This is a genomic window from Microbacterium cremeum (genome assembly GCF_015277855.1).
In the GTDB taxonomy this organism is placed as follows: domain Bacteria; phylum Actinomycetota; class Actinomycetes; order Actinomycetales; family Microbacteriaceae; genus Microbacterium; species Microbacterium cremeum.
Map to the genome: position 1 here is coordinate 2,552,642 of NZ_CP063812.1, position 13,386 is coordinate 2,566,027.

The 13,386-nt window shown below is 72.3% G+C and carries 9 protein-coding genes; 5 read left to right on the forward strand and 4 right to left on the reverse strand.

Annotation, left to right across the window (positions count from 1 at the left end; genetic code table 11):
- Positions 1–168: 168 nt before the first annotated feature.
- Complete coding sequence (gene guaB1 / locus IM778_RS11685) at positions 169–1,650, reverse strand: GMP reductase (protein WP_194409053.1); 1,482 nt, start codon at positions 1,648–1,650, stop codon at positions 169–171.
- 178 nt (positions 1,651–1,828) lie between these two features.
- Here guaB1 and IM778_RS11690 point away from each other — a divergent pair, with 178 nt between their 5' ends.
- Positions 1,829–5,569 carry a multifunctional oxoglutarate decarboxylase/oxoglutarate dehydrogenase thiamine pyrophosphate-binding subunit/dihydrolipoyllysine-residue succinyltransferase subunit gene (locus IM778_RS11690; protein ID WP_194411851.1) on the forward strand — a complete coding sequence of 1,247 codons (3,741 nt, stop codon included), beginning with the start codon at positions 1,829–1,831 and terminating at the stop codon, positions 5,567–5,569.
- Positions 5,570–5,596: 27 nt separating this feature from the next.
- Here IM778_RS11690 and IM778_RS11695 read toward each other — a convergent pair whose 3' ends face one another.
- Positions 5,597–7,153: a glycerol-3-phosphate dehydrogenase/oxidase gene (locus IM778_RS11695; RefSeq protein ID WP_228484520.1), complete on the reverse strand. Its 1,557-nt coding sequence runs from the start codon at positions 7,151–7,153 to the stop codon at positions 5,597–5,599.
- 116 nt (positions 7,154–7,269) lie between these two features.
- Here IM778_RS11695 and IM778_RS11700 point away from each other — a divergent pair, with 116 nt between their 5' ends.
- Together IM778_RS11700 and IM778_RS11705 are read left to right on the forward strand one after the other, a co-directional pair.
- The gene (locus tag IM778_RS11700; protein ID WP_194409055.1) at positions 7,270–8,979 is read left to right on the forward strand and encodes an FAD-binding oxidoreductase; all 1,710 of its coding nucleotides are present in this window, start codon (positions 7,270–7,272) and stop codon (positions 8,977–8,979) included.
- On the forward strand, positions 8,976–9,881 hold the full coding sequence (locus tag IM778_RS11705; protein ID WP_194409056.1) for a diacylglycerol kinase: 906 nt from the start codon (positions 8,976–8,978) through the stop codon (positions 9,879–9,881). The genes IM778_RS11700 and IM778_RS11705 overlap by 4 nt, the downstream gene beginning before the upstream one ends.
- Before the next feature lie 9 nt (positions 9,882–9,890).
- Here IM778_RS11705 and IM778_RS11710 read toward each other — a convergent pair whose 3' ends face one another.
- Together IM778_RS11710 and IM778_RS11715 are read right to left on the reverse strand one after the other, a co-directional pair.
- Positions 9,891–10,133, reverse strand: coding sequence for a zf-HC2 domain-containing protein (locus IM778_RS11710; protein WP_194409057.1), 243 nt, complete (start codon positions 10,131–10,133; stop codon positions 9,891–9,893).
- Positions 10,130–10,837, reverse strand: a complete 708-nt coding sequence (locus tag IM778_RS11715) for a sigma-70 family RNA polymerase sigma factor (protein WP_420488830.1) — start codon at positions 10,835–10,837, stop codon at positions 10,130–10,132. The genes IM778_RS11710 and IM778_RS11715 overlap by 4 nt, the downstream gene beginning before the upstream one ends.
- 64 nt (positions 10,838–10,901) lie before the next feature.
- Between IM778_RS11715 and aroA the strand changes: the two genes are divergently transcribed.
- Both aroA and rsgA read left to right on the forward strand, forming a co-directional pair.
- Positions 10,902–12,266 (forward strand): 3-phosphoshikimate 1-carboxyvinyltransferase, encoded by a 1,365-nt coding sequence (gene aroA / locus IM778_RS11720; protein ID WP_194409059.1) that lies wholly within the window; start codon positions 10,902–10,904, stop codon positions 12,264–12,266.
- Positions 12,267–12,327: 61 nt separating this feature from the next.
- Positions 12,328–13,386: a ribosome small subunit-dependent GTPase A gene (gene rsgA, locus IM778_RS11725; protein ID WP_194409060.1), complete on the forward strand. Its 1,059-nt coding sequence runs from the start codon at positions 12,328–12,330 to the stop codon at positions 13,384–13,386.

Here is a 13,386-nt window from a genome sequence, read left to right on the forward strand (position 1 = left end):
GCGCCGCGCCGCTGCCGACGGCGCCGCGGGCGCACGCGACGGCCCCGCCGCGGCCGCCCCGCCACTGCGGGCCCGACGGCGGCACGAGCCGGCGGGACGGCGGCACGCGCCCCGGGCACGAGCCGCGTGACAGTGACGGATGCCTCGGCCCGAGGCATCCGTCACCGGCTACCAGCTGACCGGCAGCGCCTTGCCCTCTTCGTAGCCGGCGGCCGACTGCAGGCCGACGCGGGCGCGATCGTGGAACTCGGCGACCGTCGAGGCGCCGGCGTACGTGAACGACGAGCGCACGCCGGACGTGATCATGTCGAGCAGATCCTCGAGGCCGGGACGCAGCGGGTCGAGGTAGATCCTCGACGATGAGATGCCCTCGGCGAACAGCTCCTTGCGGGCGAGCTCGTACGGGTCGAGCCGGCCGAAGCGCTCGTGCACGGCCTTGGTCGACGCCATGCCCCACGACTCCTTGTAGGCGCGGCCGGCCTCGTCGACCTGGAGCTCGCCGGGAGCCTCGATCGTGCCGGCGAACCACGAGCCGATCATGACGGATGCCGCGCCCGCCGCGAGCGCGAGTGCGACGTCGCGGGGGTAGCGCACGCCGCCGTCCGCCCACACGTGGGCGCCCATGATCCGGGCCGCCTCGGCGGCCTCGAGGACGGCGGAGAACTGCGGGCGGCCCACCGCGGTCATCATGCGCGTCGTGCACATGGCGCCGGGGCCGACGCCGACCTTCAGGATCGTGGCGCCCGCGGCCACCAGATCGTGCACGCCCTCGGCGGTGACGACGTTGCCCGCGGCGATCGGGATGCCGAGGTCGAGGTCGGCGACCGTGCGCAGCGCGCGCAGCATGCCCTCCTGGTGGCCGTGCGCGGTGTCGACGACGAGCACGTCGACGCCCGCGGCGGCGAGCGCCTTGGCCTTGGCGGCGACGTCGCCGTTGATGCCGACGGCCGCGGCGACGCCGAGCCGGCCCGACGCGTCGACGGCCGGGCGGTAGAGCGTCGAGCGCAGCGCGCTGCGTCGCGAGAGGGTTCCGACGAGGTGCCCGTGGTGCAGCACGCACACCGTCTCGGCGTCGGCGGCGACGATCACGTCGAACGCGTGGCGTGCGGTCTCGATGTCGTCCGCGTCGACGGATGCCGCACGCCCGCGTGCGAGGTCGCCCAGACGCGCGTCGGGTAGCGCCGTGCCGAGGCGCGTCGCGGGAACGACTCCGAGGATGCCGTCGGCGTCGATCGTGCCGGGCGTGGGGCGCCCCGGGAGGGCGTGGGGCGACTCCGCCACCACGATGCCGTGGCCCTCGGTGGGCGGGAGCAGCCGCGCGGCATCGGCGACCGTCGCCTCGGGCGGCAGCACGAGCGGCGTGTCCCAGATGACCGGCTGGGCCTTGACCCAGCGGATCGCGGCGTCGAGCTCCTGCAGCGGCATGTCCTGGGGCAGCACGCCGAGCCCGCCGCGGCGGGCGAGCGTGGCCGCCAGTCGCGCGCCGGTGACCGAGTTCATGTTGGCGGAGACGAGCGGGATCGTCGCCGGCGTGCCGTCGCCCGGGGCGAGGTCCACGTCGAGCCGGCTGGTGATCGCCGAACGGCGGGGGACGAGGAAGACATCCGAGTACGTCAGATCGACGTCGGGCGATGCACCGTAGAACTCCATGACCTCCAAGGGTAGTGACAGTTCCTGTACGGGAAATGATGCACGTTCTTTCAGCTCGGCAGGCGGCAGAGGCCGGGACCGGCCGCCCAGACTGAGCTAGGCTTAACCGACGCGTGTGCAGGCCTCAGCAGCCCACGCGCTTCCCCAGAACTTCACCGATGAAAGCAGGCGATTCAGCGTGTCGAGCCAGGTGACGGGCGTCGGGGTTTCGAACGAAGGAGAGTTCGGAGCCAACGAGTGGCTCGTCGACGAGCTGTACGAGCAGTTCAAGATCGACCGGAACTCCGTCGACAAGGCGTGGTGGCCCATCCTCGAGGCCTACCACCCGGTCGACGGCACCGCAGCAGCCGCGGGGACGGCGGGCTCGGGCTCTCCGGCCGCGCCGGCTCCCGCAGCGCCGGCCCCGGCCGCCGCCCCGGCCCCGGCGACGGCGTCCGAGCCGCACCCGGTCACCGCGCCGATCCCCGTCATCGGCGCACAGCCGGTCGCACGCACGACGGCACGCCCCGCGGCGCCGCAGCCGATCCCCGCGCAGGCGCCGAAGTCCGCGCCGTCGCCCGCCGAGTCCGCGGCCGAGGATCGCGTCACCGCCCTCAGGGGCCTGCCGAAGACGCTCGCCGCCAACATGGACGAGTCGCTCACGGTCCCGACGGCGACGAGCGTCCGCACGGTCCCCGCGAAGCTGATGATCGACAACCGCATCGTCATCAACAACCACATGTCGCGCACGCGCGGCGGCAAGGTCAGCTTCACGCACCTCATCGGCTGGGCGATCATCCAGGCGCTCAAGGAGTTCCCGAGCCAGAACGTGTTCTACGCCGAGATCGACGGCAAGCCGTCGGTCGTGGCCCCCGCGCACGTCAACCTCGGCATCGCGATCGACCTGCCCCGCCCCGACGGCACGCGCGCGCTGCTGGTCCCCAGCATCAAGCGTGCCGACCAGCTCACCTTCGGCGAGTACCTGACCACGTACGAGGACCTCGTCTCGCGCGCCCGCGGCAACAAGCTGACCGCGGCGGACTTCCAGGGCACCACGATCTCGCTCACGAACCCGGGCGGCATCGGCACGGTGCACTCCGTGCCGCGCCTCATGAAGGGCCAGGGCTGCATCGTCGGCGCCGGCGCACTCGAGTACCCGGCCGAGTTCCAGGGCGCGAGCGAGAAGACGCTGGTCGAGCTGGGCATCGGCAAGACGATCACGCTCACGAGCACGTACGACCACCGCGTCATCCAGGGCGCCGGCTCGGGCGAGTTTCTCAAGAAGGTGCACGAGCTGCTCATCGGGCAGCGCGACTTCTACGAGGGCATCTTCGCGGCCCTGCGCATCCCCTACGCGCCGATCCACTGGGCGTCCGACATCAACGTCGACCTCGCCGAGCGCGTCGACAAGACGGCGCGCGTGCAGGAGCTCATCAACTCCTTCCGCGTGCGCGGCCACCTCATGGCCGACACCGACCCGCTCGAGTACGTCCAGCGCACGCACCCCGACCTCGAGATCGAGAGCCACGGGCTGACGTTCTGGGACCTCGACCGCGAGTTCGTCACGAACGGCTTCGGCGGCAAGCGTCAGATGAAGCTGCGCGACATCCTCGGCGTCCTGCGCGACTCGTACTGCCGCACCATCGGCATCGAGTACATGCACATCCAGGATCCGGGGCAGCGTTCCTGGTTCCAGCAGAACGTCGAGGTCAAGTACCAGAAGCCCGGACACGACGAGCAGCTGCGCATCCTCGACAAGCTCAATCAGGCCGAGGCGTTCGAGACGTTCCTGCAGACGAAGTACGTCGGGCAGAAGCGCTTCAGCCTCGAGGGCGGCGAGTCGCTGATCCCCCTGCTCGACGAGATCCTGCAGGGCGCCGCCGAGGCGGACCTCGACGGCGCGGCGATCGGCATGGCCCACCGCGGCCGGCTGAACGTGCTGACGAACATCGCGGGCAAGACGTACGGCCAGGTGTTCCGCGAGTTCGAGGGGTCCATCGCGATCGGCTCGAAGAGCGGCTCCGGAGACGTCAAATACCACCTCGGCACCGAAGGCACCTTCGTCGCCGACGGCGACGGCGGTCAGGAGCTGCCGGTATACCTGGCCGCGAACCCGTCGCACCTCGAGACGGTCGACGGCGTGCTCGAAGGCATCGTCCGGGCCAAGCAGGACCGCAAGCCCATCGGCAGCTTCTCGTGGCTGCCCATCCTCGTGCACGGCGACGCGGCCTTCGCCGGCCAGGGCGTGGTCGTCGAGACGCTGCAGATGTCGCAGCTACGCGGCTACCGCACGGGCGGCACGATCCACGTGGTCGTCAACAACCAGGTCGGCTTCACCACGACGCCGCAGGACGGCCGCACGTCGGTCTACGCGACCGACGTCGCCAAGACCATCCAGGCGCCCGTGTTCCACGTCAACGGCGATGACCCCGAAGCGGTCACGCGCGTCGCGCAGCTGGCGTTCGCGTACCGCGAGCGGTTCCACCGCGACGTCGTCATCGACCTGGTGTGCTACCGCCGCCGCGGTCACAACGAGGGCGACGACCCGTCGATGACGCAGCCCCTCATGACGAACCTCATCGAGGCCAAGCGCTCGGTGCGTCGCCTGTACACCGAGGCTCTGGTCGGTCGTGGCGACATCACCGAGGAGGAGTACGAGCAGGCGAAGCAGGACTTCCAGAACCGGCTCGAGATCGCCTTCGCCGAGACCCACGCGGCCGAGACCGGCTCCTCCCCGGTCGTCGAAGCGGATGCCGCGGAGCTTCCCGTCGCCGGCGAGCCCGAGACGACGGGCGTCTCGCGCGAGATGGTGCACCTCATCGGCGACACCTTCGTCAACAAGCCCGACGGCTTCACGGTGCACAACAAGCTGCAGCAGCTTCTCGACAAGCGCCTCGACATGAGCCGCAACGGCTCGATCGACTGGGGCTTCGCGGAGTTGCTCGCATTCGGGTCGCTGCTGCTCGAGAAGACGAACGTCCGCCTCGCCGGGCAGGACTCGCGCCGCGGCACCTTCGTGCAGCGTCATGCGGTGCTCCACGACCGTGCGAACGGCCAGGAGTGGATCCCGCTCACGAACCTCAGCGAGGACCAGGGCCGGTTCTGGGTGTACGACTCGTTCCTCAGCGAGTACGCGGCGATGGCGTTCGAGTACGGGTACTCCGTCGAACGCGCCGACGCGCTCGTGCTGTGGGAGGCCCAGTTCGGCGACTTCGCGAATGGCGCCCAGTCGGTCGTCGACGAGTTCATCTCGTCGGCCGAGCAGAAGTGGGGCCAGCAGTCGAGCGTCGTGCTGCTCCTCCCCCACGGCTACGAGGGCCAGGGCCCCGACCACTCGTCGGCGCGCATCGAGCGGTATCTGCAGATGTGCGCGCAAGACAACATGACCGTGGCGCGCCCGTCGACGCCGGCGTCGTACTTCCACCTGCTGCGCCGTCAGGCCTACGCGCGCCCGCGCCGCCCCCTCGTCGTCTTCACGCCGAAGGCGATGCTGCGACTGCGCGGTGCCACGAGCAAGGTCGAGGACTTCCTGACCGGCAAGTTCCAGCCGGTGATCGACGACGACCGGGGCATCGACAAGCCCGCCGTGAAGCGGGTGCTCCTGCACTCGGGCAAGATCCACTGGGATCTGCGGGCGGAGCTCGACAAGAACCCGAACCCGGCGATCGCCCTCGTGCGTCTCGAGCAGTACTTCCCGGCTCCGGTCGACGAGCTCAACGGCGTCCTCGAGTCGTACCCGGACGCCGAGCTGGTGTGGGTGCAGGACGAGCCCGAGAACCAGGGCGCCTGGCCGTTCATCGCGCTGGAGCTCTCGCAGCACCTGGGTGGCCGTGCGATCCGCCGGATCTCGCGCCCGGCTGCGGCCTCGACGGCGACGGGGTCGCCCAAGGTGCACGCGGTCGAGCAGGCCGCGATCATGCAGAAGGCGCTCACGCTCTAGCCGAAAGCCCCGTGGTCTCGGGCGACGTCAGAGCTCGAGAGGAACGATCCCTGCGCGCTCGAACGCGGCGGCCGCGGCATCCGTCGACGCGTCGCGGTCGGTTGCCACCAGGCCCAGGCGCGTGCGCCGGTCGAGCAGGTCGTCGACGGTCAGGGCGCCTTCCACGGCGACGCCCCAGTGCAGTTCGTGCGCGGTGACGCCGCAGGCCCCGCCCGGGCCGTCGGGCAGCGCCGCGAGGAAGGGCGCCTCGGCGCCGTAGCGCCGGAGGAGGCGGGGCGGCGCGACGAGCTCGCCGAGCCGGGCCCGCGGCCAGGCGCCGACGAGGGGCAGCGTGCGCGTCGGCGAGGGCCGTGACGGCAGTCCGGGGTCGCGCCGGATCACGGCGTCGACGGCATCCTCCGCCATGCGACGGTACGTCGTGAGCTTGCCGCCCACGACGCTGAGCAGCCCCGACGCGGACTCGATGATCGTGTGGCGACGCGAGAGGTCGCTCGTGTCGTCGCCGTCCGACGCCCCCGCGAGCAGAGGCCGGAGGCCCGCGAAGGTGGCGAGCACGTCGCTGCGCTGGAGCGGCCGCGCGAGCACGGTGTTCACGACGTCGAGCAGCGTGTCGATCTCGCTGTCGGTGGCCTCTGCGACGTCGGGCAGCGGTCCGTCCGCGGGGACGTCGGTGAGACCGATGTACGTGCGGCCGTGGACGGCGGGGAGCGTGAAGACGAACCGGCTCGACGACCCCGGCACCGGCACGGTGAGCGACGCGTCGGAGCCGCCGAGCAGCTCGGTCGACACGACGAGGTGCGTGCCGCGGCTCGGCCGGAGTCGAACGTCGGGGTCGAGTGCGCCGGCCCAGACACCCGCGGCGCTCACGACCGCCCGCGCCTGCACGGTGACGGTCGCACCCGAGACGCGGTCGCGCAGCACGGCGCCGGCACCGTCCGCCGAGAGCGCCTCGACGCGGGTGAGAACGGATGCCCCGTACCCGGCCGCGGTGCGGGCGACCGCGGTCACGAGCCGGGCGTCGTCGATGAGCTGCCCGTCCCATCCGCGCACACCGCCGCGCAGGGCGTCCGCCCGCACGGCGGGCACGAGGCGCAGGGTCTCTCCGGGGCCGATCGGTCCGGGCGTGCGCAGCACAGCGCCCGGCGTGCCGACGAATCGGCGCAGGCCGTCGCCGAGCCCGTATCCCGCGCCGACGAGAGCTCCGCGGCCGGCTGCGCCGGGGGCGTACAGCGGGACGACCTGGGCGAGCGCACGCGTCAGGTGCGGCGCGGTGCGCGTCAGCAGGATGTGGCGCTCGGCGGCGCTCTCGTGCGCGATACCGATCTGGCCCGAGGCCAGATAGCGCAGGCCGCCGTGGACGAGCTTGGACGAGAACCGGCTGGTGCCGTGCGCGAGGTCGTGCTTCTCCACGAGGACGGTGCGCAGACCGCGGCTCGCGGCGTCCAGGGCCACCCCGACGCCGGTGATGCCACCGCCGATCACGAGCACGTCGATCTCGCCGGCGTCGGCGAGCGCGTCGAGCTCGCGCGCGCGGCGCCGAGCCGAGAGCGCGGAGGGATGCGGCGTCCGGCCGATGACCTGCACCCTCACATGATGCCGCACCGCCCGCCTCCACCCCGTCTGCACAGCGGGCCCGTTGCCACCGCCGTCGACCCCGGGCTCGGAACGCAGGGGACGCGGAGCGATGGGATACTGGCGCGATGCCGACGACGCCAGACGATGCGACGCACCCTCGTTCCACCGATGAGCCGCCCGTCCTGCCTCCGACGACGCCGCCCCCGCCCGGCGGCCCGAGCGGGCCCGTCGCGGTACCGGCACCCCGGGCACGCTCGGCCTGGGACGCGTGGGGCGACGAGCCCGCCCAGCTTCCGGCCGCGGCGCGGGTGATCGCCAAGACGGTGCTTTCGGGCAGGCCCCACCCGGTACCGCGCCGGCCCCTGCCGACGCTCACCCCCTCGCGCCTGGACGACGACGATCTCGCCGCGTTCGAGGCATCCGTCGGCACCGGCCACGCCACCCGCGGCGACGGCGTGCGCGCCCTCCATCTCGGCGGGAAGAGCACACCCGACCTGCTGCGCCGCCGCCTCGACGACCCCCAGGCAGCGCCCGACGCGGTCGTCTCGCCCGCCGGCCACGACGAGGTCGCCACGGTGATCGCGCTGTGCCGCGACCGCGGCATCGCCGTCGTGCCGTTCGGCGGAGGCACCTCGGTCGTCGGCGGCGTCGACCCCGATCGCGGCGACCACCGCGCGGTCATCGCGCTGGACCTCACGCGAACGGCCGCACTGCTCGACCTCGACGAGGTGTCGCTGCTCGCGAGCTTCGGGGCCGGCACCACCGGACCTCAGGCCGAGGAGCTGCTCGCAGAGCGCGGGTTCACGCTCGGCCACTTTCCGCAGAGCTTCGAGTACGCCTCGCTCGGCGGCTTCGCCGCGACGCGCTCGAGCGGCCAGGCCTCACGCGGCTACGGGCGCTTCGACGACCTCGTGCACGGCCTGCGCGTCGCGACGCCCGCCGGCGAACTGCGTCTGGGCACGGCGCCGGCCAGCGCCGCCGGACCCGACCTGCGCGAGCTGGTGCTCGGCTCGGAAGGCGCCTTCGGCGTGATCACCGAGGTCGCCGTGCGTGTGCGGCCGGTCGCCGCCGCGACGGCCTATGGAGCGTGGGCGTTCCCCGACTTCGAGACGGGCACCGCGGCGCTGCGCGAGGCGACGCAGCGCGGCATCCGTCCCACCGTGCTGCGGCTGAGCGATGCGAGCGAGACGCGCGTGAACGCCGCGATGGGCGGGCACCTCTCGCGGATGCGCGGATGCCTCGCCATCGCGACGTTCGAAAGCGCGAGCGGCACCGAGGCCGAGGCGACGCGCACGGCGGTGGACGCGGTGTTCGCCGCCCACGGCGCGACCGCACGCGGGGAGGACCCGGCGCGGTCGTGGGAGCGGGGGCGGTTCTCGGCGCCCGCGCTGCGCGATGCGCTCCTCGACATCGGGGTCCTCGCCGAGACGCTCGAGACCGCGACGACGTGGGCGCAGCTGCCCGCGCTGAAAGGCGCCGTCACCGATGCGCTCATGACGAGCCTGTCCGCGTCCGGCACGAGGCCGATCGTGATGTGCCACATCTCCCACGTCTACCCGTCGGGCGCATCGCTGTACTTCACCGTCGTCGCCGCGCTCACCGGTGATCCGCAGGCGCAGTGGATGACGGCGAAGGATGCCGCGTCCCGCGCGATCGGCGCGGCCCACGGCACCATCACCCACCACCATGCGGTCGGCCGCGACCACCGCCCCTACCTCGAGGCCGAGATCGGGCCGCTCGGCGTCGAAGTGCTCCGCGCGGTCAAGGCCACGCTCGATCCGACCGGGATCATGAACCCCGGCGCCCTCGTTCCGCCGATCGCCGAGCGGCAGTGAAGGTCGCGCTCCTGGTCAACCCCGCGGCGCGGGGCGGCTCGCACACCGGTGCGGCATCGACGGCGGCGGAGCGCCTGCGCGTCCACGGCGTTCAGACGGCCATCATCAGCGGCGGAAGCGCGGCCGAGTCCTCGTCGCTGCTGCGCACCGCGATCGGCGTCGGCGTCGATGCCGTCGTGGTCGCCGGCGGCGACGGCACCGTGAACCTGGCGCTGCAGGAGGTCGCCGGCACCGGCATCCCCCTCGGAATCGTCCCGGCGGGCACCGGCAACGACTTCGCCGAGACGCTCGGGCTGCGCGAGCTCGACGCCGTCGCGGCGGCCGACGCGATCGCGAGCGGGGCCACGCGCCGTGTCGATCTCGCGCGTGTCACGCGCGACGACGGGACCACGGCGTACTTCGGGTCGGTGCTCGCCAGCGGCTTCGACTCCAAGGTCAACGACCGCGCCAACGCGATGCGGTGGCCGCGCGGCGGATCGCGGTACACCCTCGCCCTCCTGGCCGAGTTCGCGAGGCTCGCCGGCATCCCCTACGACGTGCGGATGGAGCTCGCCGACGGCACGATCGAGCGCGTCACCGGCGACCTGGTGATGGCGACCGTCGGAAACGGGCGCCACTACGGCGGCGGCATCCCGATCTGTCCCGATGCCGACCCCGCCGACGGACTGCTCGACGTGCTGCTCGTGCGCCCGGCCGGACGCGCGCGCCTGCTGCGTCTGCTCCCCCGCGTATACCGCGGCACGCATGCCTCGGTGCCCGAGGTGCGCATGGCGCGGGTGCGGGGGGTGCGCCTCGCGGCGCCGAGAGTGACGGCCTACGCCGACGGCGACCCGATCGGGGCGCTGCCGCTGTCGATCGACGTCGTGCCGGGCGCGCTCACCGTGTTCTCACCGGTGGGCTGAACCGAGCGGTCAGTGCGCCGCCTGCACCGCGCGCAGCTTCGCGAGCACCTGGTCGCGCAGCTCCTCCGGGGCGGTCTCCTTGCATGCCCGCGCCACGACCTCGGTGAGGGTGCGCGCCACCAGGGCCTCGTCTCGGCAACCCGGGCAGTTCTCCAGATGCTCGGCGATGTCGGAGTGCTCGGTCTTGCAGACCTCGTTGCGCAGGTACTCCTCCAGGTCGCGCCGCGCCTTGTCGCAGCCGCAGTCGGTCATTTCTTGCTCCTCGTGGCGGCAACGGTCATGCCGCGCTCTCTCGCGTAGTCGGCCAGCAGTTCACGAAGCATCCGCCTGCCACGGTGCAGGCGGCTCATGACTGTGCCGATGGGGGTCTTCATGATGTCGGCGATCTCCTGGTAGGCGAAGCCCTCGACGTCGGCGAGGTACACCGCCAGCCGGAAGTCCTCGGGGATCGACTGCAGTGCGTCCTTCACCACGGACGCCGGCATATGGTCGATCGCCTCCGCCTCGGCCGAGCGCGTGCTCGTCGCGGTGGTCGATTCGGCGCCGCCGAGCTGCCAGTCCTCGAGATCGTCGATCGTGCCCTGGTAGGGCTCGCGCTGCTTCTTGCGGTAGGTGTTGATGTAGGTGTTGGTCAGGATCCGGTACAGCCATGCCTTGAGGTTCGTCCCCTGCGTGAACGTCCGCCACGACGCGAACGCCTTGACGAACGTCTCCTGCACCAGGTCGGCCGCATCGGCGGGATTGCGCGTCATGCGCATGGCGGCCGCGTACAGCTGGTCCATGAAGGGCAGCGCCTGCTCTTCGAACTGCGTGCGCGCAGCCGCGGCCTCATCGGTGTCGTGGGCCCGGTCGATCGAGTCGCTCATCACGCGCCAGTCTACGGGGGCTGTCTCCAGGCCATCCGAGACGTCGCGCGCGGGCGCCTCGAGGTCGAGGCGGTCGAGGGTTGCGAACATCCTGCTCCGGTTCGGTGTCGTCGATCCCGGCCGGTGGGGACGGGGTTCGTTAGGGTAGAACCCGATGACAGCCGACGGGTATTCCCCAGCCCCTGCGACCGAGGCGCGCGAGCCCTGGCACGCCCCGACGGCCAGTGGTGCCCTCCATGCGACGGTCACGGTGCCCGGCTCCAAGTCGCTCACCAACCGAGAACTCGTCCTCGCGGCCCTCGCCGACGGGCCGAGCCGCCTGCTCGCGCCCCTGCACTCCGACGATTCGGCGCGCATGATCGACGCGCTGCGCGCGCTCGGCGTCGGCATCGAGCTCGTGCCGGGCACCGGCGCGTACGGCGACGACATCGAGGTCACGCCGGTGTGGCCGCTGCACGGCGGCACCGATCTCGACTGCGGTCAAGCCGGGACCGTGATGCGATTCGTCGCGGGTCTCGGCGGATTCGCCCGGGGCGATGTGACCCTCACGGCGCACGAGAGCGCGCTCCACCGGCCGATGGGGGCGATGATCACGGCGCTGCGCGATGTGGGTGTCGACATCGACGACGGCGGCCGCTGGGCGCTCCCTTTCATCGTGCGCGGACACGGGCACGTGCGCGGCGGCGAGGTCACGATCGATGCGAGCGCGTCGAGCCAGTTCGTCTCGGGGCTGCTGCTGTCGGCTCCGCGCTTCGACGTCGGCCTGCACCTCGTGCACGCGGGCGATCGCCTCCCGAGCATCCCCCACATCGACATGACGGTCGAGGCGCTCGCGCATCGCGGCGTCCACGTCGAGCGTCCCGGCACCGGCGAGTGGATCGTGCCGGCGGGGCCGGTGCGCGCCAAGGACGTGGCGATCGAGCCCGACCTGTCGAACGCCGCGCCGTTCCTCGCGGCCGCGATGGTGGCCGGCGGCTCGGTGTCGGTCACGGGGTGGCCCGCGCACTCCACGCAGCCGGGAGCCATGCTCACCGACATCCTCGCGCTCATGGGCGCACGCGTCGTGCGCCGCGGCGGCGCCCTGACGGTGACAGCGGGGTCCGGCATCCAGGGTGTCGACCTCGATCTGTCGGCAGCGGGCGAGCTGACCCCGACGATCTTCGCGCTGGCGGCGTTCGCCGACTCGCCGTCGACACTCCACGGCATCGGCCACATCCGCGGCCACGAGACCGATCGCATCGCCGCCCTCGTCGCAGAGCTGCGCGGTCTGGGCGGCGAGGCGCACGAGCAGCCGGACGGCATCCGCATCGTGCCGCGCCCGCTCCACGGCGGCACGTGGCACGCGCACCACGACCACCGGATGGCGACGACCGGCGCCCTCATCGGGCTCGCCGTGCCCGGCGTCGAGGTCGACGACATCGGCACGACCGCGAAGACCATGCCCGAGTTCCCGCAGATCTGGCAGCGGATGCTCAGCGGCGACGGCGCGCTGTCGCAGGAGACGATGCGGGCCTCGTGAGTCGGCGCGTGAGGATGGACGAGACGGCTCGCGACCACGCGGCGCGGATCGGACACACGCCGTGAGCTGGCTCGACGACGTCGACGACGACGACGATGAGTACGACGAGGCCGACGTGCGCGTGCGGCCGAATCCGAAGGCGAACCGGCCACGCACCAAACGGCGCCCCGCACACGCCGACGCCAAGATCGCGCGCGTGCTCGGCGTCGACCGCGGCCGCTACACCGTGCTCGTCGACGAGGACCTCCCCACCGAGCGGACAGTGCTCGCCACGCGTGCTCGCGAGCTGCGCAAGATGCCGATCGTCACCGGCGATCGCGCGCGCGTCGTGGGCGACACCTCCGGCGCCGAGGGCACGCTGTCGCGGATCGTCGGCATCGAGCCGCGCACCTCGCTGCTGCGGCGCAGCGCGGACGACACCGACCAGGTCGAGCGCGTCGTCGTCGCCAACGCCGACCAGATGCTCGTGGTCGTCGCCGCCGCCGACCCCGAGCCACGCCCGAGGCTCGTCGACCGATACCTCGTGGCGGCGCTGGATGCCGGCATCCGTCCCCTTCTCGTCGTGACGAAGACCGACCTCGCCGACCCGACCGAGTTCCTCGCGCACTTCGAGGGACTCGACCTCGAGGTGTTCACGAGCGGCCGCGACGAGATGCCGCTCGACCGCGTGGGATCGGCGCTCACCGGGCACTCGACCGTGTTCGTCGGCCACTCGGGCGTGGGCAAGTCGACGCTCGTGAACGCGCTCGTCCCCGAGGCCAGGCGCGCCACCGGACACGTCAACGTGGTCACCGGCCGAGGGCGGCACACGTCGAGTTCGACGGTGTCGCTGCGCTACCGCGGCGAAGAGGGCAACGGCTGGGTGATCGACACGCCCGGCGTCCGGTCGTTCGGGCTCGGCCATGTCGACACGGCGAACATCCTGCGCGCGTTCACCGACCTCGCCGAGATCGCCGAGGAGTGCCCGCGCGGCTGCACCCATCTGCCCGACGCCCCGGACTGCGCGATCGTCGAGGCGGTCGAGGCGGGCCGGCTCGGTCCCGGTGGTCCGGCGCGTCTCGACTCGCTGCAGCGCCTGCTCGAGACCTTCGCCGAGAAGGGCCAGCGCTCCGGCGCCTAG

Bases quoted from the DNA above. Each gene is read 5' to 3' on its own strand.
- guaB1 (WP_194409053.1), bottom strand. From the start codon at position 1,650: ATGGAGTTCTACGGTGCATCGCCCGACGTCGATCTGACGTACTCGGAT.
- IM778_RS11700 (WP_194409055.1), top strand. From the start codon at position 7,270: ATGCCGACGACGCCAGACGATGCGACGCACCCTCGTTCCACCGATGAG.
- IM778_RS11710 (WP_194409057.1), bottom strand. From the start codon at position 10,133: ATGACCGACTGCGGCTGCGACAAGGCGCGGCGCGACCTGGAGGAGTAC.
- IM778_RS11715 (WP_420488830.1), bottom strand. From the start codon at position 10,837: ATGTTCGCAACCCTCGACCGCCTCGACCTCGAGGCGCCCGCGCGCGAC.
- aroA (WP_194409059.1), top strand. From the start codon at position 10,902: ATGACAGCCGACGGGTATTCCCCAGCCCCTGCGACCGAGGCGCGCGAG.